The following is a 25,053-nucleotide window of genomic DNA, read 5'->3' on the forward strand; positions in this document are numbered from 1 at the left end:
CCGTCGAGAAGTGGCGACTAATTGACAGATGCATGCATCGTCGGCCTTCACTTACTCCGTTGCCCTGCTGCTCATGAATGCCCGAGTCGATAACCGGGCCGGGGTCGCCGCCCGTGTGCCTGAGGTGATGTCGGTGGTCGCTGTCACGATAAGTGGCGTGACTGCGATTGCATACATGACTTTGTCGGAGTGGGGCCAATATGGAACCGCGATGGTGCCGCAGAGCGCCCGCATCCAGGACTGGCTCGGTGGAGAGCCATACCTTTTTGCAACGGCGAGCATGAAGCAGTTCGATGACCGCGCGAGCGTAGACCGCTCGATCGTGGACCACGTCGCCGGGCCTCGTACCAAGCGCGCCGTAAGAGAGATCCAGCAGCTCGATGAGCTACTCCCCCAAGACGAGGCGTTCCAGCAGGCCATCACGGTGCTCCGACCGAACGAGGAGAAGGACTGTGAGCTTGTCGCCGAGCTCGTCCACGATGGGCGGCTACAGAAGCTGTTCGTCATGGTGCACCACGAGAAGTACCCCATCCGCGTCTGGCTCGACGCGATGGGCGCCCTCAACCTTCACACCGGCGCGGCCGCGAAACCAGTAGATCCGATTCTGCGGACAGCGGCTGAGACCATTCAGCAGGAGGAATACAACGGGCTCAAGTCCGGACGCGGGAAAGATGCGGTCGTACAGCTCGTTCACGCGTTCGCAGCCCATGGGCACCCCGCGGACCCCGAGCAGTGGGCGCGCGCGTACTTCGCGGTTGGGGGCTCCTTCAACCATGCTGCGACGATCTCCAACTTGGTCGAGGAAGTCAGATGCGGGGTCCGCCACCGGGTCAAACCGGCCTATAGGGAAGACATCTATGACACCGTCGCCACGCGAAGTGATGGAAAAGAGGGAATCTAAAGACGCGTCCCGAGGATCGGTGGACCCCAAGGCGCCGCGTCAGGAAAGGATACCCGCTGGCTCTACTCCTTAGCCAGCAATGGGTCGTTAGTCACAATGGGAACCGCCACCTGCTTCAGCTGATCGAGATCCACAGTGAAGATGTTGCGCACGCGCAGGTGCGACAGGGTTCTTCCCGTGACGCCGCTGGAAATGTTGATCAGCTGGTGGGTCTCGAGCTCTCGGAGCGCCTTGCTGCGGGTGATGTCAGTGAGGCCGTAGCGTCGCGCGGCCACGCTCGGCGAGAACCAGAAGTTCTACCGAGTGACCTGTCCCGCCTTGATGTTGGACTGCTGAAGGAGAGCAAGGTACATCGCCACCGCAGACCCGCTCAGCAGGCATACCCACCCGTTAACCCAAAAGTCCCTGAGTGTCCGAGAAACCCGGACGACCGCGGCATCCCGTCCGGGTGTTCTGGACACTCGACGGGGTGGGGGCGAGGGTAGATTGAGCGTCCAGAAGACGCCGCCGTCGCGCGCGGGACGCGGCGCGGCGCGGACACCCAACGGGAGGGAAGCTGGGTCAGAGGATGACGCCGAACTCCTCGGCGAGGGCGGGCAGCTCCTCGTGGAGCACGCGCGAGGCCTCGAGCGCGAGCGGGTTCGTGGAGACCCCGCGGTCGTTCACGAGCTTGCCGCCGACGTAGACCTGCTGCAGGTTGCGCAGGCCGCAGGCCAGCACGTAACTGCGCACCGGGTTCCACAGCGGCCCGATGTCGGGCGTGCGCGGGTCGACGACGACGAAGTCGGCGAACTTGCCCACCTCGAGGCTGCCGACGCGGTCGTCGACGCCCATGATCTCCGCTCCCCCGAGGGTGTGCAGACGAAGGACGCGCTCGGGCATCATCGACAGCGGGTCGTGGGTGCGGGCGCGCTGCATGAACATGCCCATGCGCATGTTCTGCCAGGGGTCGGCCACGTCGGTGCAGGCCTGGTCGTCGAGGCCCATGCCGACCTTCATTCCCTGGTCGAGCATCTCGGGCACGTGAGCGATGCCCGACGCCAGACGCCCGTTCGACGCGGGCTGCCACGACATGCTGGCGCCTCCCGCCGCGGCATCCGCGATGATCTCGGGCGTCGTCTGGATGAAGTGGCCGAACATCATGCCCGGGCGCAGTGCGCCGGCGTTCTTGTACAGCTGGAACTTCGTCTGCTGATGCTCGATCGCCTCGTACGTCTCGAGGAAGTGCGCCTGGTTCGTGACGCCGAAGCGGTCCATGACCGCGACCTCGATCTCGGCGGCATCCGGCCGGGTCGACCACTGCACCTGCCCCATGATGGATGCCCCGAGGGCGAGGTCGGGGTCCATCGCGAGGACGTGGTCGAGGGAGGCCTCGAAGCGGGCGAAGATCTCGTCGTCGGTGCCGACGGTGGCATCCAACGCGATCGAGTCGACGAAGCGGAGACCCGCGTCGAGGCAACCGTCGGCCTGGCGGGTGTGCCACGCGTGGTCGCGGAGGACTCCGCCACCGTCGGCTCGCTTGCCCTCGACCATCGGCTCCCAGGGCAGCAGCGGGTCGGTGAAGTTGTACGCCGTGGTGACACCGTTGGCGAGGAAGTCGAGCGAGCCGTGCAGCGTCGCCCAGTAGATCTGGTCGGGAGAGGCGTTGTTCAGGACGCTGAACATCGAGGTGCACCAGCCGTAGAGCGTCTGGTCGACGCCGAGTCCGCGCGAGCCGCTCGTGAAGAGGTGGCTGTGGGAGGACACGAACCCCGGGGCGACGAACTTGCCGTCGACGTCGAGCGTCTCGTCGGCGGTCACCCCGGGGGCGGGATCGCCGGAGCCGATGGCGGTGATGCGACCGGACTCGACGAGCATGTAGCCGCGCTCGATGTAGCCGGGGTCGTCGGTGCCCGCAGGGACCGTGATGAGACGCGCGTTCGTGACCAGGAGCGACATGTTGATGACGGTAACAATGGCGTGTTTCCGCGGTGTTCCGAGCGTGAGGCGGACGTTTTGCGGGGCCTACCGTGGCATCGAGTGTCCAAGAAACCCGGACGGATTCTCACGGCGACCGGGTGTTGTGGACACTCAACCGGACGCGACGACACCGTTCGCGGCGCTCCCGTTCGCGTTGTCGAGTGTCCAGGAAACCCGGACGAATTTTTCAGGCCTCCGGGTGTTTTGGACACTCAACGTCGTGGGGCCGGCACGGCGCGGGACACGGGCGCGGGGCCGGAGCCGGGGTGCGGGACACGGGCGCGGGGCCGGGGCCGGGGTGCGCGGGCGCCGGGACCTCAGGCGAAGGCGCGCCGCACGGCCGGCGCGATCTGCGCCAGCACCTCGTCGCGGGCGGGCGTCGACGGGAACACCAGGAAGAGGTGCGGCACCCCCTCGCGCCGCACGAAGTCGACGGGGACCCCGGATGCCGCGAGCCGGTCGCCGTACTCCTCCGCCTCGTCCGCGAGGGGGTCGACGCTCGCCGCGACGATCACCGCGGGCGCGGAGTCCGTCAGGTCGGGGGCGCGCAGCGGTGCCGCTTCCACGGGCACCGCACCGTCGGCTTCGAGGTACAGACCCCAGTACCACTGCATCCCCTTCGCGGTCAGCGGCAGGTTCTCGGTGTGGGCGCGATAGCTCGGGCGGGTCGGATCGGGCGCGTCGAGCACCGGGCACAACAGCACCTGACACCGGATGCCGGGAGCCCGGCCCTCCCGCGAGCGCAGCGCGAGAGCCGCGGCGAGGTTGCCGCCCGCGCTGTGTCCGGCGACGCCGAGGAGGGCGGGGTCGACGAGCCCTCCTGCGCCGGTCGCGGCGAAGCGAAGGGCCCGGTCGAGGTCGTCGAGCCCGGCCGGAAAGGGGTGCTCGGGCGCCAGACGGTAATCGGCGCTCAACACCTGGGTTCCGGTGGCGAGCGCCAGGGCGCGGCAGAGAGCGTCGTTGTTGTCGAGGTCACCGGCCACCCATCCGCCTCCGTGGGCGAAGACGAGGGTTCCTCGGTGCCCCGCGCGCGGGCGGTAGAGGCGCAGGGCGAGGCCGTCGGCGTCCAGGTCGATCGACTCGAGGGCGTCGTCGTCGGGCAGGCGGACCCACGACGGGTTCGCGCGCAGCTCGGCGATGCGCGCGGCGTCGTCGCCCTCGGCATCCGTCGCGCCCGAGGGGATTGTGCCCGCTCGAGCGGAGAGTCGCTCGAGGTGCGCGCGCACGGCGGGGTCGGTGATGGCGGGGTGAACGGGCACGGCTCTCCAGAGGCTGGTCGGGTGATGAGCCGAGCGTAAGACCCAGGATGCCGACGACCCGGCGCGACGGCAGAAGCGTTACGCCGCGGAAACACCGGCGTCTTCGGCCGATGCACCCGCCGGGCGTACCGTGCGGCCAGGGCGACCCGACGCCCACGGGAGGAGCACCATGCCGCAGCGCGTCATCGTCACGGGAGGATCCGGCGGCATCGGCGCCGCGATCGTCGAACGGTTCCTGGGCGACGGCGCCCGGGTCGCGGTGCTCGATCGTCGTGCTCCGTCCGAGGCCACGGCATCCCTCTTCTTCTCCGTCGACCTGCGCGATCCGCTCGACACGCGCCGCGCGGTCGGCGAGGCGATCGCGGCTCTCGATGGCGTCGACGTGCTCGTGAACTGCGCCGGGGTGTTCCAGCACGTCTCGCTCCTCGACATCACGGTCGACGACTGGGACCTCGTGCTCGACATCAACGCGCGCGCGACGCTGGTGACGATGCAAGCGGTCGCGCCGGTCATGCTCGAGGCGCGCGCCGGCTCGATCGTCAACATCGCCAGCATGGCCGCCAAACAGGGCGGCGGCGGCGAGGGGCATTACGCCGCATCGAAGGCCGCGGTCGTCGCGCTGACGCGCGCGGGGGCACAGGAGTGGGGATGCCACGGTGTGCGCGTCAACGCCGTGTGCCCCGGATACGTGCTCACCGACATGGGCGCCGACACCCGCTCCGACGACGACGTGCGCACATGGAGCGCGAAGTCGCCGCTCGGGCGGCTGGGCGCGCCCGAGGACGTGGCGGGGGTGACGCACTTCCTCGCGTCGCCCGCGGGCGGCTATCTCACCGGTCAGGCGATCAACGTCACCGGCGGCATGATCATGCACTGACGCGGGCACGTGGCCGCGCCCGGGCCGGGCGAAACTCCTGAGAACCGTCAGCCGCGCCGGCTCGAGCCGCGGGGAATCGGCGCACCGCCGGACCCGACCGGCCTAATCTCAGGAGTATGGCCCGCCGCGACCCATGAGAGAGCCGTCACCGAAGCCGCCGTGCCACCTCCGCCATCGCCTCCGCGAACGATTCCTCGGCGCCGTCACGCCCGCCCGACAGGTTCACACCGACGACGCCGGGCAGCGCGAGCATCTCCTCGGCGAGGGCTGTGGCGAGGGCGATGCCCTCGGCGCGCGGGTCGCGGGCGCCGCGCACGCGCTCGAGGAACCCCTCGGGCAGAGCCAGCGTGGTGAACGACTCCAGCAGGTCGGCGGAGGCGTGGTCGACGACCACCGGCACGCACGGGATGAATCGGATGCCGTCTGCGACCTCGTCGATGAACCGGCGCACGGGCTCCGCCCCGCCTGCATGGTTCACGAAGCAGACGTCGGCCCCGGCCCGAGCCTTCTCGCGCAGTCGTTCGGCGCGCCGGTCGACCGGCGGCGCGGCGGGCGAGGCGGCGACCGAGACGACGTGACCTGCGGCCCGGGCGAGGGCGGCGGCCTCGGTGGAGTCGAGGTCGAAGACGGGGGCGGCATCGGGCCGGTGGCCGGTGCGGGTGTGGTCGCCGGTGACGCAATGCACACCCGCCACCCCCTCGACCGCGAGGGCGGCGAGCTCCCCCTCGATCGCCACCCGGTTGCGGTCGCGCATGTTCAGGCCGGTCCACACGCGCAGGCCTCGTCGCTGCAGCAGGTGGGCGCGGTACGCGGGAGGGAACTGCACGCGCGCGCTTCCCGCGTCGCCGGCGAGGACGGCATCCACTTCTCCGACGAGAACCCCCGCGCACGCGTCGATCGACGAGACGCTGAGGGCCCGCGCGGGCAGGTCGGCCACGACCCAGGGTCGGGTGCCCAGGTCGGCGAGAGTCCGCTCGGCCGCTTCTGTGCGAGGCGCGGGCGGCGGGGCGGCCACGCGGTCGATGCCGGACCAGGGCACCGTCCGCCGGGGCAGGAAGACGCACGCGTGCGCGGCGTCGATCTCGCACGATCCGTCGAAGCCGACCCCGCCGCAGGGTCCGTACTCCATGCGCTTCGGGCACGCGTCGATGAGGGGCAGCACGGTCATGACCGGAGTGTACGGAGCGCGTGTTTCGACGAATGTTCATGGCGGCAACATCGCCGAAACGCGCGCTGCCTACGCTCGGCGATACCCGCAGCAGCTCCCCCGGAGGTGGCCATGATCACGGCCGGCACCACGTTCGGTTCCGACGTCGACGACATCGACGCGCTCGTCGACGATCCGCTGGAGCTCGTCCAGCAGTGGCTCCCGCCCCACGAGGGGGAACTGCGCCCCCTCGCCGCTCTCTCGACCGTCGGGCTCGACGGCATCCCTTCGCTCCGGCACGTCCTGATCAGCGACCGGGATGCCACGGGCGTCTACTTCCACACCGACTCGGCGAGCACGAAGGTCGCCGAGATCGCCGCCAACCCGGTCGCGGCGATGGCCGTGGCGTGGCCCGAGGTCGGCCGCCAGCTCGTCGTGCGCGGAATCGTCGAGCGGGTGAGCGCCGCCGAGGCGGCGGCCGTCTATCGCGAGCGGTCCCGTTACCTGCAGCTGCTCGCGTGGCTCAACACCCACGAGAACGCGCACCTTCCGGCCGAGGCGCGGCACCACCTGTGGGCGGAGTTCTCCGACGCCCACCCCGAGCTCGAGCCACCGGAGCGGTGGGCGGGATTCCGCCTGCGCCCGGTCACCCTGACGTTCTGGCGCGGCGACCCGATCGGGCAGAGCACGCGCCAGCACTACACGCTCGCCGACGGCCGCTGGTCGGGCCGGATCCTGGCGGGTTGAGTGATGGACATCACCACCGTCAGCTCGTACCGCGCCGCACGCACGCGCGCCGATCTCGCTCTCGCGCCCGGCGAGGTCGTGCTCGCCGGCGGCACCTGGATCATGAGCGAGCCCCAGCCCGGCACCACCGGCTTCGTCGACCTGACGACCCTCGACTGGCCCGACCTCGAGATCACCGACGAGGGCCTGCGCATCGGTGCGACGTGCACCATCGCGCGGCTTCTCTCGTGGGTCGAGCACGAGGCCCCCACCGCCTGGACCTCCCTCGCTCTCGCGCGCCCCGCCGCAGACGCGCTGCTGGCCTCGTTCAAGATCTGGAACACCGCCACCGTCGGCGGCAACGTGTGTCAGGCATTCGCTGCCGGCGCCATGATCGCGCTCTTGTCGACCCTTGATGCCACGGCCCTGGTCTGGACGCCCGACGGCGGAGAACGCCGGATCGCCGTGGCGGACCTGGTGGTCGACAATGCCGCGACCTCCCTGAACCCCGGTGAGGTCGTGCGCGCCCTCGACGTTCCGGCCCGCGCGCTGGAGGCGCGGGTCGGGCTGCAGAAGATCGCGCTCGCGGAGCTCGGCCGGTCCGGGGCCGTGGTCACGGCCCGTGTCGACCCCGACGGCACCGCCGTCTTCGTCGTGACGGCGGCGGTGCGCCGGCCCCGCGTGCTGCGCTTTCCGCAGGCGCCCGGGGCGGGAGAGCTCCGGGATGCCGTGGCCGCCGCGAGCGACTTCTACACCGACCCTTTGGGGAGCGCGGACTGGCGCCGGGGCGTGAGCGTCGTGCTGGCGGAACGACTGCGCGCGCGGTTCGCGCGCGAGCTGCAGGAAGGCGTCGCGTGAGATTCGAGGTCAACGGCGCCCCGGTCGAGGTCGATCCCCGTCCCGGTCAGAGCGCCCGCACGCTGCTGCGCGAGGCCGGCCACGTCGAGGTGAAGAAGGGCTGCGACGCCGGCGACTGCGGCGCGTGCTCGGTGCTGCTCGACGGGACCCCCACCCACTCGTGCATCATCCCCGCGATGCGGCTCGAGGGCCGCGCGATCACCACCGCCGCGGGCCTCGCCCCCGGCGACGACCTGCACCCGGTGCAGGAGGCTCTGGCGACCGGCTTCGGCTTCCAGTGCGGGTTCTGCACGCCGGGCATGAGCGTCACGGCATCCACCCTCACCGCCGACGACCTGCCCGACCTCGACCGCCGCATGAAGGGCAACCTCTGCCGCTGCACCGGGTACCGCCCGATCCGCGAGGCGATCCGGGCGTCGGTGCTCGGGCCGGTGCGCGAGACGGGCGCACGAACCCCCGACCCCTCGTGCGGCGCTTCCTGCGACGGTCACGACGAGAAGGTGGCATCCGGACCCGCGACCCCGGCAGGACGCGTCGGCGCCTCCACCGTTCCCGAGGCCGCGCGGCGCATCGTCCAGGGCCGCGAACCGTTCACCTTCGACGAGCCCGTGCCCGGCGGTCCGGCGCTCGTGCTACGCGTCGTGACCTCGCCGCACGCGCACGCCCGCGTGGTCTCGATCGACACCGCGGATGCCCTCGCGGTACCCGGGGTCGTGGCCGTGTTCACCCACGAAGACGTCCCCGACGTGCGGTACTCGACCGGCCGGCACGAGCACCGCACCGACGACCCCGACGACACGCGCATGCTCGACGACGTCGTGCGGCACGTGGGTCAGCGGGTCGTCGCCGTGGTGGGCGAGACGGCGGAAGCGGCGGATGCCGGATGCCGGGCGATCGTCGTCGACTACGAGGTGCTTCCCGCGGTGTTCGACCCCGACGAGGCGCGCCGCCCCGGGGCGCCGCTGCTGCACCCCGACCGGACCCCCGCAGAGCGGGTGATGGCGGCCGAACGCAACGTCGTCGCGGGCTTCCACACCGGCCACGGCGGCGACATCGACGCCGCCCTCGCCGCGAGCCACACCACGGTGACCGGCGAGTGGCGATCCTCGCGCGTCACCCACGCGGCCCTCGAGACGCACGGGGCCATCGGCTGGCTCGACGACGAGGGGCGCCTGGTGATCCGCTCGTCGACCCAGGTGCCGTTCCTCGCCCGCGACGAACTCGCGCACGTGTTCGGCCTGGAGCGCGACCGCGTGCGCGTGTATGCCACGCGCGTCGGCGGCGGCTTCGGCGGCAAGCAGGAGCTGTTCACCGAAGACCTCACCGCTCTCGCCGTGCTGAAGCTCGGTCGGCCCGTCGCCTACGAGTTCTCGCGCACCGATCAGTTCGTGCGGGCCTCGCTCCGGCATCCGATGCGCGTGAAGACGACGCTGGGAGCGGATGCCGACGGCACCCTCACCGCGATGAAGATCGACGTGCTGAGCGACACCGGGGCCTACGGCAACCACGCGATCGGCGTGCTCTTCCACTCGTGCGCCGAGTCGACGACGCTGTACCGGGTTCCGGTGAAGTGGATCGATGCCGAGGCGGTCTATACGAACAACCCCCCGTCGGGCGCGTTCCGCGGGTACGGCCTGGGGCAGGTGGTCTTCGCGGTCGAGTCGGCGATGGACGCCCTCGCGGAAGCGCTCGACATCGACCCCTTCGAGCTGCGCCGCATCAACGCCGTCCGCGAGGGCGACTCCCTGCACCCCGACGACGGCGAGGAATCGCACGAGGAAGACCTCATCTGGGGCAGCTACGGTCTCGACCAGTGCCTCGATCTCGCGCAGGACGCCCTGCGGCGTGGCAACGACGCCGAGGCCCCGGAGGGCTGGCTCGTCGGCGAGGGCATGGCCGCCGCGATGATCGCGACCATGGCCCCACGCGGGCACATCGCCCACACCAGCGCGACCCTGCGCCCCGACGGCACCTACCTGCTGCGCGTCGGCACGGCGGAGTTCGGCAACGGCACCTCGACCGTGCACCGGCAGATCGCGGCGACGGTGCTGGACGCCGCCCCGGAGCGGCTCGAGCTATGGGCCGCCGACACCGACGCGGTGCGCCACGACACCGGAGCGTTCGCCTCGGCGGGAACGGTGGTCGCCGGCAAGGCGCTCTACGGCGCCTGCCTCGCGCTGAAGAGGCGGATGCTCGCCCTCGCCGCCGACCTCACGCAGAGCGATGCCGCGGAGGCCGAGATCGTGGCATCCGGAATCCGATCCGGAGGTGAGGTCGTCTCGTGGGCGCGGATCGTCGAGGCCGGGGGCGCGGGAGAGCTCACCGCGGACGGCGCGGAGTTCGGCGATTTCCGTTCGCTCGCGTTCAACGTGCACGCCGTGCGCGTCGCGGTCGACCCCGAGACGGGGACGGTGAAGGTGCTGCAGTCCATTCAGTCGGCGGATGCCGGAGTCGTCATCAACCCTGCGCAGTGCCGCGGGCAGATCGAGGGCGGCGTGGCCCAGGCCCTCGGTGGGGCGCTCTACGAAGAGGTCCACCTCGAGGACGGCGTCGTGCAGAACCCGGTGTTCCGCACGTACCGCGTGCCGCAGTTCGCCGACGTGCCCGACACCGAGGTGTACTTCGCCGAGACCGACGACACCCTGGGTCCGTTCGGCGCGAAGTCGATGAGCGAGTCGCCGTACAACCCCGTGGGAGCCGCGATCGGCAACGCCGTGTCGCGCGCGCTCGGGCGACGCGGGTACGAGCTGCCGTTCTCGCGCGACCGCGTGTGGCGGCTGGCCGGCGGTGACGCCGCCTAGGCTGACCGCTGTGTACGGCATTCCCGCGGACGAGACGTTCGACTTCTTCGAGGGGCGACGGCTGGATGCCGTGACCTTCGGCCGCTACAAGGTGTCGCTGTTCTTCGACGAAGGCGTGGGCCTCGACGTCGAGGGGCCGCTCGCCGTGACCGTCCCGGGCGGCGACGAGAGATCCGCCGAAGACTCCCGCGCTCTCGCGGCGCCGCTGCTCGACCTGCTCGCGCTGACCGTGACGGCGGTGCGAGTCGACGCGCCCTCGAGCCTCGCGTTGACGTTCGAGAACGGCACGGTCGTGAGGGCGATCGACGACCTCGGCCCGTACGAATGCTTCGACGTGCACCACGGCGAGCGCATCTGGATCATGTGATCGCTGGTCGCGTCTGCGGGGTCGCCCCGCCGAGCCCTCCGGTTCCCGGCAAGGGTACGACCCGCCGGCGCGAGATCAGAGCGGCGTCGCCGACCCCCGCACGACGATGCCACCGGATGCCGGAACCTCGACGTCCAGCACGCTCGGTCGACCGATGTGTCGGCCCTGCCGGACGCTGAATCCGAACGGGGCCGGCAGACCGATGCGGTCGCGCAGATACGCGCCGAGCGACGCCGCCGCGGAGCCCGTCGCGGGGTCCTCGGTGATGTCGGCCACCGGGAAGAGATTCCTCGCCTCGATCACCACGCCGTCGGCGATCGCAGCGTCGACATGGACGACGATGATCGTGCCCTTCCATCCGCGCTCGTCGAGCAGAGCGCGCACGGGTGCGGGCGCGAACGTGAAGGAATCGAACGTGTGCTGCTCCCGCACCGCGACGACCGGGTGCAGGTTGCCCGCGAACGATTGGGCCAGCGGCATCCGCTCGTCGAGGTCCGCGTGAGAGAGCCCGAGAAGGCCGAGCAGGCGGTCGGCGACGTCTGCTTCGAGGTCGACGACGTACGGCTCGACGCTCGTGAACCCGGCCGTCACACGCCCCTCTGCTCCGCGCTCGGTCGTCACTTCGACGACCCCGGCGGCGGTGTCGAAAACGAAGGACCCCGGCCCCTCGGCCTCGGCGAGCGCGACGGCGGTCGCGACGGTCGCGTGCCCGCAGAACGGCACCTCATCGTCAGGCGAGAAGTAACGCACGGCGACGCGGCGCCCCTCGCGGGCGCCCACGAACGCGGTCTCGGGATGCCCCAGGTCGGCCGCGATCCGCTGCATCTCCGCTTCGCTCAGACCCACGGCATCCAGGACCACACCCGCGGGATTGCCGCCGCCGGGCTCGGCGGCGAAAGCGAGGAGTTCGAGGACGTCAGGGGTGGGGGTCATGACTCGATTCTTCCGCAGGGCGCCCGGTGACCGAGGGGGCCACCCGCGTTCTCGTGGCCTGCACCGGGCGCCCGCGCGGCATGCGCACGGGCGGGCTACGACAGCGGTCGCGACCGCCCGGGAATCACGCTCGACGCGGAACTCAGCGCGGCTCGGCCCCCAGGTGCAGCACGGCCTCGGGGCGCTGTGCACCTCGCGGGCCGTCCGGCGGAGCGCGCGACGACCCATGATGGCCTCGAGCTCCATCGCTGACCACGGTCACGAGGCACAGCCGGACGTCTCGTGTAGCGATCGGCTGTCGAGACCGCTGTAACGCTGACCGCGTCGTCCGATATCCGCCAGAAACGGGGCCGCGGCTCGGATGAACTGAGCAGGTGAACGACAGAACCACGCAGGCCGCCGCCTTCCACATGCTGCACCAGAACCCCGCACACCCGCTCCTTCTCGCCAACGCCTGGGACGTAGCAAGCGCCCGTCTCGTCGAGAGCGCGGGTGCGCCAGCCATCGCTACCACCAGCGCAGGTGTCGCATGGTCACTCGGTCATGCGGACGGTAACGCGCTCGGGCGCGAGGAGGCCATCGCGGCACTCGCTCGGATCGCAAGCGCGGTCACCGTGCCCGTCACCGCTGACATCGAAGCCGGCTACGCCGATGACGCAGACGGCGTGGAGCAGACGGTCGACGCCGTTCTCGAGGCCGGTGCGGTCGGCATCAACATCGAGGACGGCGCACTGCCCCCAGCAGAGCTGATAGCTCGTATCGGCGCGGCTCGACGCACAGCGGATCGCGCCGGGGTGCCGATGTTCATCAACGCGCGGACGGACGTGTACCTCGCCGGCCTGGTCACGCCGGAGCAACGCCTCGTTGAGACCCTCCACCGAGCGCACCGGTACCTCGAAGCAGGAGCAGATGGTGTCTTCGTACCCGGAGTCAGCGACGCCGACACGATCAGGGCGCTGGCTGAGGCGATCAACGGCCCGCTGAACGTGATGGTAGGTCCCGGCTCCCCGAACACCGCGCAGCTCTCGGAACTCGGAGTGGCCCGCGTGAGCGTCGGCTCGGGCATGGCACAGGCCGCGTACGAAATTGCTCGATCGGCCGCTACCGAGCTGCTGACTGCTGGCACGTATGGGCCCTTGGCCCCGGCCGTCGCTTACGGCGAGCTGAACTCGCTGTTCTCACGAGGCTAGCGACTCGCGCCTGGCGGGCCCGCCAATGTGCGGCGCCCCGTCGACGGTCCCGCGGAGGAGTGAAACCGATCGGTACTGCAGCACACCTGCCCCGTACAGATGACGTGAGGAAAGCAATGCGCATGCCGCACGCGACATTTTGATATAAAAGTTTTGGAGGTGTCATGACAGACGCCATGGATGAGGTTTTGAAGGCCTGGGGTGCTCGGTTCCCCGACGCGGACTTGTCGGCGTTGGAGTTGAACCGGCGACTGTTTCTCGCGCACCGCACCCTCGCCGCCTACTCGGCAGTGGTGTTGGCGGGGAGTGAGCTGGACCTTTGGGAGTGGGACGTTCTGTTCGTGCTGTGGAGGTATTCGCCGGTGGACATCGCGATGGGCGACCTTCAGGCACAGCTCTTCATCACGGCGGGGTCGGTAACCCACCGGGTGCGCCACCTCGAAAACCGCGGACTTGTCGAGCGGCGCCCTGACGAGGCGAACAGGCGCCGCGTGCTCGTCCGCCTCACCCCCGCCGGCCTCGAGGCGGCGGAGGCGGTCGCGCCCCGCATCGCCCAAGCGTCTACCGATGGTGCCGCTCAGCTCGCCGCGCGCGGCATCGACCTACCCGCACTGAACAACGCCCTCGCGCACGCCACACCACCCCTCGTTCTCCCGAGCGCTCACGTTCGGGAGGTCTCATGACTGACTACGCCGCACGGATCCGTCGACTGCACGAACTCGGCCCGCGCAACTCCGCCACTAGCGCGCACCGCGCGCTCATCGAAGACGTCGCTCAAGACCTCACCGACCTGGGCTACCAGGTGCACCGTGACCCGCACTCCTTCGAACGCTGGGACGTGTCCCCGGAAAACGTCGCGCTCACCGTCGCCGGCCGCGCGGTGAAACTCTCCTCGGCGTGGCCCTACTCCGGCGAGACACCCCCGGAGGGCGTCACGGCGCCCCTCGTCCTCCTCCGCGGACGACGCAAGAAGTGGGCGAACGCCGCGGGGAAGATCGCCGTGGTGGAGATGCGCAACATCGACGTCCCCTCCTCCCTCTTGGTCGACACGTGGGACGGCACCTATCCGTTCGATTCGATCGCCAACCCCGTTGTCGGGTCAGAGCTTGGCGGCACCGATCTGGCGAAGGCGTGCGCAGCCGGGGTGCGAGCGGTGATCGCTGTCTGGCGTGACCTACCCGATGGGGCCGCGCACGCCCAGTACCTGCCGTTCACCCGTGACTACCAGGGCATCCCGGCCGTGTGGGCTCCCGAGTCCGAAGCCGACGCGCTCGTCGCCGCGGCCGAAGCCGGCGCCACCGCCACAGTCGTCCTCGCCGCCGAGCGAGTGCCCGGCGCCACGATGGACACCCTCTGGGCTGTCTCCCCCGGCTCCGGGAGCGACGCCCACGAAGCAATCCTGGTAGTCACCCACAGCGACGGCGGCAACGCCGTCGAAGAGAACGGCCACATCGGACTACTCACCCTCGCGCGTGACGCCGCAGCAGCGCCCCACAACCGCACCATCGTGTTCATCTACACCGCCGGACACCTCCGCATCCCCGCCGTCACCTCCCACGGCCAAGCCACCACCGCCTGGCTGGACGCGCACCCAGAGATGTGGTCAACCGGGAGTCCGCTACACGCCGTCGCTGGCCTGGCGATCGAACACCTCGGCGCGAAGCACTACGACGTCGACCCCGCCACCGGCACCTACGGCCCCACCGGGAAACTCGAACCCGAACTGCTCTACGCCACCACCAAGGAACTCGCGGATCTGGCCCGCGCGACGTGGAACGGCGTCGACCCGACCGGCCACCCCGTCAAGCCCGGCGCCCTCATCCACCTCGGCGAAGGCGAACCGCTCTACGACCACCGCATCCCCGCGATCGCCCTCGTCACCGGCCCCCTCTACCTCCTCGCGGAAACCAACGAAGACGTCGTGGACATCGACCTACTGACACGCCAGATCGACAGCTTCCGCCGCCTGCAAAACCACCTCGCCGGCCCGGTCGCCAGCGACAGCTTCGGCAAAGTCAAACTGCCGAACAAGCTCAACAAGCTCGTCGCCGCAGCCCGAGCACTACGACACCTCATCAAGACCTGACGCACGGTGGTGCGAAACCGTTCGGTTTCGCACCACAAACGCACCGCGAAGGTACAGCCAGGTGACCACGACGGTCGATCTTGCTCACCGCACGGCACGGTCACGGCGGAGAGCGATACCGATGTCGACTGCCCGGGCATCTCGCTGATCGACGAGGAACTCAGCGCCGCTCGGCCCCCAGGTGCAGCACCGCCTCGGCCAGCGCGCGGATCCCCGCCGCCACATCCGCTCCGGCCACGGCTTCGTCGGGGTGATGGCTGATGCCGTCGGGGTTGCGAAGGAACAGCATGCCGACCTCGGTGATCGCGCCGATCGACATCGCGTCATGGCCCGCACGGCTGAAGAGGGTCGGTGCTTCTGCGCCGATGCCCGCCCGCACCACGTCCTGCAGCAGGGGTGCGCAGAACACGGCCGGGGCGCTGTGCACCTCGCGCGCGGTCCAGCGGAGCCCGCGACGGCCCATGATGGCGTCGAGTTCGCGTGCGATCTCGTCCCACGCGTGGTCGCGGGAGTCGTCGAACTCTCCGCGCAGGTCGAGAGAGAAGTGCGCCTCGCCCGGCACGACGTTCACGGCTCCGGGGAAGGCCTCGAGCTGGCCTACGGTACCCACGATGTGGTGCTCACCCCGGCAGATGCGTTCGACCGCGAGGGCGGCCTCGCTCGCGCCGAGGAGGGCATCGCGGCGCATGTCGTAGGGCGTGCCGCCAGCGTGGCGGGCCTCCCCCTCGACCACGAGCTGGAACCGCCTGGCCGACGCGATCGATGACACCGCGGCGAGCGCCTGCCCGCTGCGGTGCAGTTCCGGTCCCTGCTCGATGTGCGCCTCGAGATACCCGACGAGCTGCTCGGAGCGACGGGCGGCCTCCCCCACGCGACCGGGATCGAGCCCGAACTCGCGGAAGGCTTCGCGCAGCGTCGAGCCGTCGGCATCCGTCAACTCCCACCAGGACTCGTCCCACTGCCCGGCCACGGCCGACGACCCCAGCAGGGCCTTGCCGAAGCGCGTGCCCTCTTCGTCGCTGAAGGCGACGACCTCGAGCGCGAAGGGGAAGGGACTGGATGCCGTTCCCTCGGCGTCGACCCGGCGGATCAGTCGCACGACCTCGAGCGCCATCAGCACCCCGACGATGCCGTCGAAGCGTCCGGCGTCCGGGACGGTGTCGAGGTGCGAGCCCATCAGCAGCGCCGGCGCATCGGGGGCTCCGGCGGGGGCGAGGCGTCCGATCTGGTTGCCCGCCGCGTCCTGGCGCGTGGTCATGCCGAGCTCGCGCATCCATTCGGCGGCGAGCCGGTTCACGCGGGCGTGCTCGGGCGAGAGGTAGACGCGCGTGATGCTCCCGGGCGTCGAGGTGACGCGGGCCAGCTCTTCGCAGCGACCCATGACGCGGCGGGCGGCCGACGCGATGAGATTGGGGGCGACCTGCAGGCGGGTGGCGTTGCTCACGCGCGAACTCCCGGCCTCACGACCGAGCCGCCGCGTAGACGCCCTGGGCCGCCTCGACGCCCCCGCCCGCCGGCACCGCCGCACCGTGGCGCCGCAGCACCGTCTCGAGAGCGGCGAGGGTGGTCAGCACGGCGTCGGTGCGGGCGTTGTAGCCCATCGTCCCGATGCGCCAGACCCGGCCGTGCAACGGACCGAACGAGGTGCCGATCTCGATGCCGAAGTCGCTGAGCAGTTCGCTGCGCACGGCGTCGCCGACCACGGCATCCGGGATCTCCACCGCCACCACGTTGGTCATCTTGTGGGCCACGTCGCCGAAGACGGTGAGCCCCAGGCCCTCCACGCCGGCGAGCATCGCGTCGCCGTGCAGCCGGTGACGGGCGATCACGGCATCCCGACCCTCGAGGAGCAGCACGCGGGCGCACTCCCGCGCGCCGTAGAGCATGGTCGTCGCCTCGGTGTGGTGGTTGAGGCGACGCGGCCCCCAGTAGTCGAGGATCATCGCGAGGTCGAAGTAGTTCGAGCGGATGAAATCGGATGCCGAGGCGTCGCCCTCCTCCCGAATCCCGGCCTCGACGCGGGCGCGCGAGCGCACCACTTCGACGGCGCGGTCGGACAGGCTCAGCGGTGCCGAACCCGAGGGGCCGCCGAGGCACTTCTGCAGGCCCGCGGTCGCGGCATCCAGGCCCCAGGCGTCCATCTCGAAGGGGTTGCCGCCGAGCGAGGCGGTGGCGTCGGTGTAGAACAGAGCGCCGTGGGCACGGCAGATCTCACCGATCTCGTCGAGCGGCTGGAGCATCGTGGTCGAGGTGTCGCCCTGCACGCACGCGACGAGGTGCGGCTTCACCCGCTCGATCGCCTCGCGGATCGCGGACACCGGGAACACCTGTCCCCACGGCACCTCGATCGTGTGCACCTCGGCGAGGGCGCGCTCGGCGATCTCGGCGAGGAGGTGGCCGAAACGGCCGAACACGGGCACGAGCACGCGATCGCCGGGGCGGATGAGCGAGACCATCGCGGCTTCGATGCCCGCTCGGCTCGTCCCGTCGACGAGCACCGTGGCGTCGTTGTCGGTCGCCCAGACCTGCCGGTACAGCTCTTGCGTCTCGGTCATCGTCGCCGTCATGAACGGGTCGTACTGGCCGACGAGGGGTGCCCCCATCGCGCGCAGCACGCTGGGGTACGCCGAGATCGGGCCGGGGCCCATCAGCAGGCGGGCGGGCGGGTCGATCGGACCGGGGAGGTGGGACATCAGGACTCCGTGGTGCGGGAACGGGTGGTGGGCGAGAGGATCGGATCCGGGCCGCCGGTGGGGCGGTGCGTGACTCCTGAGTTTCTGACCGAAGTGGGGACGAATGCCACCGCCCCCATGGCCACGGTGAGATTTCTCAGGAGTTCGGCCCGGCCGCGGCGCGACAGGGCGGTCACCGACCGACCCCCGCCCCGGCGGCCTCGGCGAGGCGCCGGGCGAGGCGCACGAGCGCGATGTCGGTACCGGCGCGCGAGACGAGGCAGACTCCGACCGGGGAGCCGTCGACGGTGAGCAGCGGCACCGATATCGCGGGCAGCCCCGCGATCGCCGCGGGAGCCGTCATGCGCAGCGTCGCGGCGCGCACGGCATCGACGTCGGCGGTGCGCTGCGGCGCGGGACCGGGCACCGTCGGGAAGATCAGCACGGCGGCGTCGACCAGTTCGGTCAGGTGCGCGGCTATCGGCTCGAGATCCTCTCGCGCGGCCGCTTCGTCGGCGGCGGTGATGCGCGAGGCGACGTCGAAACGCTCGGCGACGGCGGGACCCACGGCCCTGGGGTGCGCACGCAGCCACTCGCCGTCGTTGCGCCACGCTTCGGCGCCCTGCACCGTGCGGAACGCGGTGAACGCGGCATCGAGATCTCCGCTCGACACCGCCCGGAAGGTCGGCGGGTCGTCGGATGCCGAAAGCCCGGCGAGCAGACGCGAGAACGCCTCGCGGGTCGAGGGCTCCACGCACGCGAGGATCTCCTCGGGCACGAGGAAGCGCCACGGGAGGTCTTCGCCGGAGGCGCCCTGGACGTTCTCGGTCGAGAACGAGCCGTCGTAGCTCAGGCACCACTCGGCGACACGGTGGAGGGTCTCGACGTCGCGCGTCAGCCAGCCGATCGTGTCGAACGACTGCGCGAGCGGGAGCATGCCCTGGCGTGGGACGAGGTCGTGGGTCGTGCGGAGTCCCCACAGGCCCTGGTACGACGCGGGAACGCGGATGGAGCCGGCCGTGTCGGTCGCGAGAGCGATGTCGGCGTGGCCGACGGCGATGGCGGATGCCGGTCCGCTCGACGACCCGCCCGGCAGGGCGCCGACGACCGCGCCGTTGGGAGGGGTGCCGTAGTGCACGTTGTCGCCGGCGATCGAATAGGCGAACTCGTCGGTGCGGGCGATCCCGCGCAGCGACGCCCCGGCGCGGAGCAGGTCGGCGACGGCGGGGGCCGTGACCTTCTCGGGGCGCGCCTGTTCGAGGTACGTCGGGTTGCCCGCCCCGATGCGGAAGCCGGCGATCGCGAACAGATCCTTCACCGCGACGGTCAGGCCCGCGAGCGGTCCCTCCCACGCGCCCTGCTGGAAGGGGTCGCCGACGCTGCGCCAGATCGTACGGTCGAACGGGGGCGTACGCGGTGCGACGTGGGCCGCGGTGATGAGCCATCGGCCGTCGAACCGCTGCCACACCTGGGTCTGCAGGCCGCGGCCTCCGCCGTGGAAGCGCGAGACCGACATGAGCAGGGCGGCATCCGCCGAGAGCGGCCGGTAGTGCACCTCGGTGATGTCCCGCGGGGGGACGCCTCCGCGCAGCGACCGGAACCCGCTGATCGCGTCGTGCCCGACGAGAAGTCCCGCCGGGTCGCCGCGCAGGGTGTCGGGCCCGGGCGCGAAGAAGGCGTCGAGCGCGTCGAGGTCGTTCGCGACGATCGCGCGCTCGTACGCGTCGAACGCGGCGCGCAGGTCGGCGGGAATCGGCGCGGTGCCGGGCTCCGGCGGGGTCGGCGCCGGCCCGGCGGCGGCGGTGGTGGTCTCGGTCGGCGGGGCCATGGCATCCGTCACGAGCGTCGCCCGCCTCTCAGCTGCGTTGAGTGTCCAAGAAACCCGGATACCCCGGAAAATTGTCCGGGTGTTTTGGACACTCGACCGGAAGGAGCCGCCTCAGGGACGCTCCGCTTGAACGGCGGGCCCGCGGCGTCGACGTCCCGCGGCGCGCGCGCGACACGGGTATCGAAGACCAGGTCGGCGTCGGCGGCCTCGCCACGGGCGAGGGCGGCCGCGAGAACGGGGCTCATGCGATGTCTCCTTCGGAATCGGATGCCAGCGCTTCGGGCTCCACGGCCGGGACACCCGCGAAGTCGGCTTCGCGAATGCGGGCGTGCACCCCCGAGACGATGTCGACGACCTGCGAGATGTCGAAGTCGGTCGCGGCCGACAGGTAGGCGTAGGCGAGATGCTCGTCCATGCCCCACCGCCCGCCCAGAAGCGCGAGAGAAGACCTCACGCACGCGCGCATCGCGGCATCGAGATCGGGGTCCATCCCGGTCGGCACGAGGTAGTCGGGAGTCCGCACCAGCGGGCCGGTGACCTCGCCGAAGGCGGCGCGGGCGGCATCCGCGGGGATGACCTCGAACCGAAGGGTCGCCCGCAACGAGGCCTCGAGTGCGGTGAGCGCGACCTCGCCGTCGCCCTGCGCGAAGTGCGGGTCGCCGATGTACGCGAGCGCCCCCTCGACCTGCACGGGGAGGAAGAGCGTCGTGCCCTCGACGAGCAGGTTGATGTCGATGTTGCCGCCGTGGGGGCCGGGCGGAACGGAGTGCGGACGCTCCTCACCAGCCACGGCCACCCCCATCGTGCCGAGGAACGGCGCGAGCGGGAACGACACCGCGGGATCCCCGCCGTCGACGAGGGGAAGGGTCCCGTACAGGATGCCATCACGCTCAGCGACCGCGGTGAACACGCTGACGTTGTGCTCGCCGCGCGGCAGCTCGCCGACGAGGGCGCCCTTGCCGTGACGGTTCGAGATCACGCCGTACGGCACGCGCGGGACGAGCGATTCGACCGTGATCTTCAGGAGGTCGCCGGGGTGCGCCTCTTTCACGTACACCGGGCCGACGACGACGTGCGGCCCGTCGGCGAAGGGGTCTCGAGCCACGGATGCCGCGATCTCGATCGCGTCGCGGAGCACCGCGTCGGCGGCGACGCCGTGCGCGGCGAAGTACGCGGCCGGGTCTTTGCCCTGGTCGTCGAGGATGCCCTCGTGGCTGACGGTGTCGATCGTGACGCTCTCTCCCGACGAGATCTCGAGCACGGGGGCGTCGGTCGCGCAGGGCAGACGACCCCACAGCACGGTGTCGGGCGCGGCGGGGAGGTAGTGGGCGGCGGGGATCGGACCGACGCCGGGCTGGAGGATAGGGACGACCGAGCCCTGCCCGCCGACGAGCTCAGGTGCCCGTGCAGCCGTCGAGTCACGGCGGTCGAGGCCGCCCTGCGCACCGGGTGCTCCGGTCGTCGTCGACATCGTCACGCCTCCACCGTCGCGGCCGCGCGCAGCAGCTCGCGACCCTCGCGCTCGGTGACCGCGGCTCCGCGCCGGTACACCGAGGCACCTCGCAGCCAGGTCTCGCGAACCACCCCGGTGAGCGTCTGGCCGTGCCAGGGCGAGACGGGGTTGCGGTACTCGAGGGCGGCCGCGTCGACGACGAACTGCTCGTCGGGAGCGAACGCCACCAGGTGAGCGGGGGCGCCGGGGGCGATGACGCCGAGCCCCTCCAGGCCCGCGATGCGCGCGGGGCCGGTCGTCATCAGGGGCAGCAGCGACTCGAACGCGAGTCCCCGCTCTCGAGCGGTGGTGTGCACGGCCGAGAGGCCGGTCTGCAGCCCCGCGATACCGCCCCAGGCCAGGCCGAAGTCGGGGTTTCCCTTCAACTCGACCGTCGCGGGTGAGTGATCGCTGACGATCGCGTCGATCGTTCCGTCGACGACGCCCGCCCACAGCAGGTCGCGGTTGTCTCCGCCGCGGATCGGCGGGCAGCACTTGAATGCTCCCGCGCCGTCCGGTACGGCCGAGGCGTCGAGGGTGAGGTAGTGCGGGCAGGTCTCGACGGTGAGCCGCACGCCCTCCGCTTTCGCGGCGCGGACGGCGTCGAGGGCTCCCCCGTCGGAGACGTGCACGATGTGCGCCCGGGCGCCCGTGCGGCGGGCGGCATCGATGACACGGAGGATCGCGGCGCGCTCGCTCAGCGGCGGGCGACTGGCCTCGAAGTCGCGGTAGTGGGGGCCCAGCGCACCGTCGGCGTGCAGGTGGGCCGGGTCTTCGGCGTGGACGATGAGCAGTGCGTCGAACTCGGCCAGCTCGGCGAGACAGCGCTCGAGCTGCTCGGGATCGAGATGGCCGAACTCGTCGATCCCGCTGGGCGACAGGAAGCACTTGAACCCCACGACCCCGGCGTCGGAGAGCTCGCGCAGCGAGCCGAGGTTCTCGGGCACCGCGCCGCCCCAGTAGGCGACGTCGACCGCGAGCTTTCCCCCGGCGGCCCGGCGTTTGGCGTCCAGGGCCTCGACGGTCGTGGTGACGGGCAGGCTGTTCAGCGGCATGTCGACGACGGTCGTGACGCCCCCCGCAGCCGCCGCGGCCGTGCCCGTGGCGAAGCCCTCCCACTCGGTGCGTCCGGGTTCGTCGAGGTGGACGTGCGAGTCGACGAGCCCGGGCAGAAGCACCGCGTCGGCGGGCAGCACCGTGTCGGCGGAAACGTCGAACGGCTCGAGGGAGGCGATCACCCCTTCGTCGATGACGACCGTGGCGGGCGCGAAGACCCCGTCGACGAAGACGCGGCGGGCGGCGATCCGGGTGCTCATGCCGTTCACGCTAAGCGCCTCGCGTTTCGCCGATGTAACCGTCATCAACATTCATGCGAACACCTGCGCGGTGACCGCGGTGCGAGGCGCCGCCAGCGCGTCGTCCCGGTCTCCCGGCGCCCCGTGGCGCACGTCGAACGCCCGCGGCGGGCGCGCGTACTCATCGCGCTTGCTCGTACCGAGGCCCATGCGCACCATCCCGGATGCCATGCCCACCGCCGCCGCCACCCCGTCGACGACCGGCACCCCGACGCGCGCCGTGAGCTCGGCGCACAGGTCCGCCATACCCGCGCAGCCCAGCACGATGACGTCGGCACCGCGCGCGGCGGCCTCGGCACTGCGGGTCGCGATGGTCTCGACCGCGGTCGAGGCGGTGTCCTCGAGGTCGAGCACGGGAATCCCCGTCGCGGCGAGCGAGACGCAGGCCCGCTCCATGCCGTACCGCGACACGAGGTCGTGCGCGCGCCCCAGCGTCCGGCTGAGCGTCGTGACCACCCCGAAGTGCCGCCCCGACACCGCTGCCAGGTGCATCGCCGCCTCGGCGATACCCACGACCGGCACCTCGACCAGCTCGCGCGCCGCGTCGAGCCCCGGGTCGCCGAAGCAGGCGATCACGTACGCGTCTGCGGGGTCGATTCCGTCGCGGTCCGCCGCGATCAGCTCGACCACGGCGGCGGCCGCCGCGATCTCGTCGGTGTGGCTCTCGATCGCCGCCGCCCCGACGCTCGGGCACACGGCATCGACGATCACATCGGGTCCCGCCACCCCCCGGGCGGCATCCGCGATCTTCGCGGTCATCGCCCGGGAGGTGTTGGGGTTGATGAGCAGGATCCTCACGCGAGCGCCTCGCGAGAAGTCGCACCGGGGGCCGCGGCATCCGGAACCGTGTTCGTCACGACGGCGACCGGAGCCGAGACGGCCGACGGCTCGGATGCCGTGGTGGCGGCGGCTCCGTCGACGGTGCCGTCGGAGATGTCCTCGGTCTCGCCCTCGAACGTCGGGACGCGGGGGTCGAGACGCTCGAAGAGCAGGAAGAGCACGTAGCCGAGGCCGCAGCCGATGAACCAGCTGTAGTCGCTGATGGCGGCGATGTTGAACAGGCCCAGGTCGGCGAAGAGCTTCGGGAAGATCGCGATCGCGACCGTCGGAACACCCGCGAAGACGACGGCCTTGACCGCGTTCGGGTTGAAGCCGTTGCGGTACCAGTAGGGCCCCTGGGTGTCCATCGTGAACATCGCGTCGACCTTCACCCGCTGGCGAGCGGCGATGTAGTAGCCGGCGATCAGGATGCCGAACAGCGGGCCGATCAGCGCGCCCAGCACACCGAGCGAGTAGTGGATGGCGTCGGCGTTGGAGTACCAGTTCCAGGGCATGAGGAAGGTCGACCCGACGGCGGCGATCATGCCGCCCGCGCGCCACGAGATCTTCTTCGGGGCGACGTTGGAGAAGTCGAAGGCGGGCGAGATGAAGTTGGCGACGATGTTGATGCCGACCGTGGCCGTGACGAAGGTCAGGCCGCCGAGCAGGATCGCGAAGGGCGTGTCGATCTGCTCGACCGTCTTGATCGGGTCGGTGATGAGCGCACCGAACACCGGCACGGTGGCCGACGCGGTGATGACGGTCAGCAGCGAGAAGAACATGAAGTTGATCGGCAGACCCCAGAAGTTGCCCTTCTTGACCGCCTCGAAGCTCTTGCCGTAGCGGGCGAAGTCGCCGAAGTTCAGCATCGGGCCGGAGAAGTACGACACGACGAGGGCGATGGCGGCGAACATGACCGGGATGGACGCCCAGAAGTCGAGCTGGGTCGTCGAGAGCGTGAAGGAGATGTTCTGGACGCCGGCCTGCGAGACGAGGTAGACGGCGAGGATGATCATCACGACGTAGACGGCGGGGCCGGCCCAGTCGATGAAGCGGCGGATGACCTCCATGCCGTTCCAGAAGAGCAGGAACTGCGCGACCCAGAGGATCGCGTAGGAGATCCAGCCGAGCGCCGACAGGCCCGCGAACGAGACGTCGAGCAGGGCCGCGGAGCCCGGGATGAACTTCAGGAAGATGATGTTGAGCGACTCGGCCGCGAGGAACGTCTGCACCCCGTACCAGGCGATGGCGATGAGTCCACGGATGATCGCGGGGATGTTGGCACCCCGGATGCCGAAGACCACTCGGTTGATGACGGGGTAGGGCACGCCCGTCTTCTGACTGGGCTTGGCGACCATGTTCGCGAAGACCTGCACGATGACGATGCCCGCGATGAGGGCGACGAAAACCTGCCACGACTGCAGACCGAGCGCGAAGAGCGAACCGGCGGTGACGTAACCGCCGACCGAGTGCACGTCGCTCATCCAGAACGCGAAGATGTTGTAGCTCGACCACTTCTGCTTCCGCAGGGGCGCGAGGTCTTCGTTGGCGAGACGATCGTCGTAGTGGGGCTTCATGTTGCCACCCCCGTGGGGGTGGCCGGCTGCCTCCACGAGATCGTGGGGGCCGGTGAGCGGGGTCGAAGTCATGTCAATCCTCTCAGGACGATGGATGCCACGACGTGGAGTCCGCGGCCGGAGTGGAGCTCTGATGTGAAGTTATTGGTTCACATCACCGCGGCGGTTTCGCGTTTGTAACGAGCACGTGAAGTCGCTCCTTCACA

The 25,053-nt window shown here is 70.6% G+C and carries 21 protein-coding genes; 9 read left to right on the forward strand and 12 right to left on the reverse strand.

The features are described from left to right. The first annotated feature begins 157 nt into the window (after window positions 1-157). Window positions 158-901, forward strand: a complete 744-nt coding sequence (locus AB6V29_RS13115) for a hypothetical protein (protein WP_369359151.1) — start codon at window positions 158-160, stop codon at window positions 899-901. A 62-nt stretch (window positions 902-963) separates the two neighbouring features. On the opposite strand, the gene AB6V29_RS13120 is transcribed toward AB6V29_RS13115, so the two are convergent. From AB6V29_RS13120 to AB6V29_RS13130, 3 genes are all read right to left on the reverse strand, one after another. Continuing rightward, window positions 964-1,176 carry a hypothetical protein gene (locus AB6V29_RS13120; protein ID WP_322476632.1) on the reverse strand — a complete coding sequence of 71 codons (213 nt, stop codon included), beginning with the start codon at window positions 1,174-1,176 and terminating at the stop codon, window positions 964-966. A gap of 286 nt (window positions 1,177-1,462) precedes the next feature. Next, the gene (locus tag AB6V29_RS13125) at window positions 1,463-2,839 is read right to left on the reverse strand and encodes an amidohydrolase family protein (RefSeq protein WP_369359153.1); all 1,377 of its coding nucleotides are present in this window, start codon (window positions 2,837-2,839) and stop codon (window positions 1,463-1,465) included. 338 nt (window positions 2,840-3,177) lie between these two features. Next, window positions 3,178-4,119, reverse strand: a complete 942-nt coding sequence (locus AB6V29_RS13130; protein WP_369359155.1) for an alpha/beta hydrolase — start codon at window positions 4,117-4,119, stop codon at window positions 3,178-3,180. 169 nt (window positions 4,120-4,288) lie between these two features. Between AB6V29_RS13130 and AB6V29_RS13135 the strand changes: the two genes are divergently transcribed. Beyond that, window positions 4,289-4,996 carry an SDR family NAD(P)-dependent oxidoreductase gene (locus tag AB6V29_RS13135; RefSeq protein WP_369359158.1) on the forward strand — a complete coding sequence of 236 codons (708 nt, stop codon included), beginning with the start codon at window positions 4,289-4,291 and terminating at the stop codon, window positions 4,994-4,996. A gap of 145 nt (window positions 4,997-5,141) precedes the next feature. Here the strand turns inward: AB6V29_RS13135 and AB6V29_RS13140 are convergent, their stop codons facing one another. Further along, a complete protein-coding gene (locus AB6V29_RS13140) occupies window positions 5,142-6,164 on the reverse strand; it encodes a methylenetetrahydrofolate reductase C-terminal domain-containing protein (protein ID WP_267789091.1) in 1,023 nt (340 codons plus the stop codon). A 111-nt stretch (window positions 6,165-6,275) separates the two neighbouring features. Here AB6V29_RS13140 and AB6V29_RS13145 point away from each other — a divergent pair, with 111 nt between their 5' ends. The 4 genes from AB6V29_RS13145 to AB6V29_RS13160 are packed head-to-tail and all read left to right on the forward strand — an operon-like array spanning window position 6,276 to window position 10,895. Beyond that, window positions 6,276-6,890, forward strand: a complete 615-nt coding sequence (locus tag AB6V29_RS13145; protein ID WP_267789089.1) for a pyridoxal 5'-phosphate synthase — start codon at window positions 6,276-6,278, stop codon at window positions 6,888-6,890. A gap of 3 nt (window positions 6,891-6,893) precedes the next feature. Beyond that, on the forward strand, window positions 6,894-7,727 hold the full coding sequence (locus AB6V29_RS13150) for an FAD binding domain-containing protein (protein ID WP_267789088.1): 834 nt from the start codon (window positions 6,894-6,896) through the stop codon (window positions 7,725-7,727). Further along, complete coding sequence (locus tag AB6V29_RS13155; protein ID WP_369359162.1) at window positions 7,724-10,528, forward strand: molybdopterin-dependent oxidoreductase; 2,805 nt, start codon at window positions 7,724-7,726, stop codon at window positions 10,526-10,528. The genes AB6V29_RS13150 and AB6V29_RS13155 overlap by 4 nt, the downstream gene beginning before the upstream one ends. 10 nt (window positions 10,529-10,538) lie before the next feature. Beyond that, window positions 10,539-10,895 (forward strand): DUF6188 family protein, encoded by a 357-nt coding sequence (locus AB6V29_RS13160; protein ID WP_103207000.1) that lies wholly within the window; start codon window positions 10,539-10,541, stop codon window positions 10,893-10,895. Between the two features lie 75 nt (window positions 10,896-10,970). Here AB6V29_RS13160 and AB6V29_RS13165 read toward each other — a convergent pair whose 3' ends face one another. Further along, a complete protein-coding gene (locus AB6V29_RS13165) occupies window positions 10,971-11,828 on the reverse strand; it encodes a PhzF family phenazine biosynthesis protein (RefSeq protein ID WP_369359164.1) in 858 nt (285 codons plus the stop codon). Window positions 11,829-12,202: 374 nt separating this feature from the next. On the opposite strand from AB6V29_RS13165, the gene AB6V29_RS13170 reads away from it, so the two are divergent. The 3 genes from AB6V29_RS13170 (at window position 12,203) to AB6V29_RS13180 (ending at window position 15,104) form a co-directional block, all read left to right on the forward strand. Continuing rightward, window positions 12,203-13,018: an isocitrate lyase/phosphoenolpyruvate mutase family protein gene (locus AB6V29_RS13170; RefSeq protein WP_258027881.1), complete on the forward strand. Its 816-nt coding sequence runs from the start codon at window positions 12,203-12,205 to the stop codon at window positions 13,016-13,018. Between the two features lie 164 nt (window positions 13,019-13,182). Beyond that, window positions 13,183-13,701 (forward strand): MarR family winged helix-turn-helix transcriptional regulator, encoded by a 519-nt coding sequence (locus AB6V29_RS13175; protein ID WP_369359165.1) that lies wholly within the window; start codon window positions 13,183-13,185, stop codon window positions 13,699-13,701. Next, on the forward strand, window positions 13,698-15,104 hold the full coding sequence (locus AB6V29_RS13180) for a hypothetical protein (protein WP_369359167.1): 1,407 nt from the start codon (window positions 13,698-13,700) through the stop codon (window positions 15,102-15,104). Before AB6V29_RS13175 ends, AB6V29_RS13180 begins: the two co-directional genes overlap by 4 nt. A gap of 160 nt (window positions 15,105-15,264) precedes the next feature. Here AB6V29_RS13180 and AB6V29_RS13185 read toward each other — a convergent pair whose 3' ends face one another. From AB6V29_RS13185 to AB6V29_RS13215, 7 genes are all read right to left on the reverse strand, one after another. Next, window positions 15,265-16,548, reverse strand: a complete 1,284-nt coding sequence (locus tag AB6V29_RS13185) for an allantoate amidohydrolase (RefSeq protein ID WP_369359168.1) — start codon at window positions 16,546-16,548, stop codon at window positions 15,265-15,267. A 16-nt stretch (window positions 16,549-16,564) separates the two neighbouring features. Further along, complete coding sequence (locus tag AB6V29_RS13190) at window positions 16,565-17,797, reverse strand: alanine--glyoxylate aminotransferase family protein (RefSeq protein ID WP_267789080.1); 1,233 nt, start codon at window positions 17,795-17,797, stop codon at window positions 16,565-16,567. 172 nt (window positions 17,798-17,969) lie between these two features. After that, window positions 17,970-19,616 carry an AtzH-like domain-containing protein gene (locus AB6V29_RS13195; RefSeq protein ID WP_369359170.1) on the reverse strand — a complete coding sequence of 549 codons (1,647 nt, stop codon included), beginning with the start codon at window positions 19,614-19,616 and terminating at the stop codon, window positions 17,970-17,972. Window positions 19,617-19,845: 229 nt separating this feature from the next. Further along, a complete protein-coding gene (locus tag AB6V29_RS13200; protein ID WP_307314528.1) occupies window positions 19,846-21,081 on the reverse strand; it encodes an acetamidase/formamidase family protein in 1,236 nt (411 codons plus the stop codon). Further along, window positions 21,078-22,412 (reverse strand): allantoinase AllB, encoded by a 1,335-nt coding sequence (allB, locus tag AB6V29_RS13205; RefSeq protein ID WP_307314526.1) that lies wholly within the window; start codon window positions 22,410-22,412, stop codon window positions 21,078-21,080. Before allB ends, AB6V29_RS13200 begins: the two co-directional genes overlap by 4 nt. Window positions 22,413-22,463: 51 nt before the next feature. Next, window positions 22,464-23,249, reverse strand: coding sequence for an aspartate/glutamate racemase family protein (locus AB6V29_RS13210; protein ID WP_369359173.1), 786 nt, complete (start codon window positions 23,247-23,249; stop codon window positions 22,464-22,466). Continuing rightward, the gene (locus AB6V29_RS13215; RefSeq protein ID WP_369359175.1) at window positions 23,246-24,919 is read right to left on the reverse strand and encodes an NCS1 family nucleobase:cation symporter-1; all 1,674 of its coding nucleotides are present in this window, start codon (window positions 24,917-24,919) and stop codon (window positions 23,246-23,248) included. The genes AB6V29_RS13210 and AB6V29_RS13215 overlap by 4 nt, the downstream gene beginning before the upstream one ends. Between the last annotated feature and the right edge of the window lie 134 nt (window positions 24,920-25,053).

The sequence above is a fragment of the Microbacterium sp. 20-116 genome (assembly GCF_041079415.1).
Classification (GTDB): domain Bacteria; phylum Actinomycetota; class Actinomycetes; order Actinomycetales; family Microbacteriaceae; genus Microbacterium.

Bases quoted from the DNA above. Each gene is read 5' to 3' on its own strand.
- AB6V29_RS13215 (WP_369359175.1), bottom strand. From the start codon at position 24,919: ATGACTTCGACCCCGCTCACCGGCCCCCACGATCTCGTGGAGGCAGCC.
- AB6V29_RS13180 (WP_369359167.1), top strand. From the start codon at position 13,698: ATGACTGACTACGCCGCACGGATCCGTCGACTGCACGAACTCGGCCCG.
- AB6V29_RS13150 (WP_267789088.1), top strand. From the start codon at position 6,894: ATGGACATCACCACCGTCAGCTCGTACCGCGCCGCACGCACGCGCGCC.
- AB6V29_RS13190 (WP_267789080.1), bottom strand. From the start codon at position 17,797: ATGTCCCACCTCCCCGGTCCGATCGACCCGCCCGCCCGCCTGCTGATG.
- AB6V29_RS13125 (WP_369359153.1), bottom strand. From the start codon at position 2,839: ATGTCGCTCCTGGTCACGAACGCGCGTCTCATCACGGTCCCTGCGGGC.
- AB6V29_RS13135 (WP_369359158.1), top strand. From the start codon at position 4,289: ATGCCGCAGCGCGTCATCGTCACGGGAGGATCCGGCGGCATCGGCGCC.
- AB6V29_RS13175 (WP_369359165.1), top strand. From the start codon at position 13,183: ATGACAGACGCCATGGATGAGGTTTTGAAGGCCTGGGGTGCTCGGTTC.
- allB (WP_307314526.1), bottom strand. From the start codon at position 22,412: ATGAGCACCCGGATCGCCGCCCGCCGCGTCTTCGTCGACGGGGTCTTC.
- AB6V29_RS13145 (WP_267789089.1), top strand. From the start codon at position 6,276: ATGATCACGGCCGGCACCACGTTCGGTTCCGACGTCGACGACATCGAC.
- AB6V29_RS13165 (WP_369359164.1), bottom strand. From the start codon at position 11,828: ATGACCCCCACCCCTGACGTCCTCGAACTCCTCGCTTTCGCCGCCGAG.
- AB6V29_RS13140 (WP_267789091.1), bottom strand. From the start codon at position 6,164: ATGACCGTGCTGCCCCTCATCGACGCGTGCCCGAAGCGCATGGAGTAC.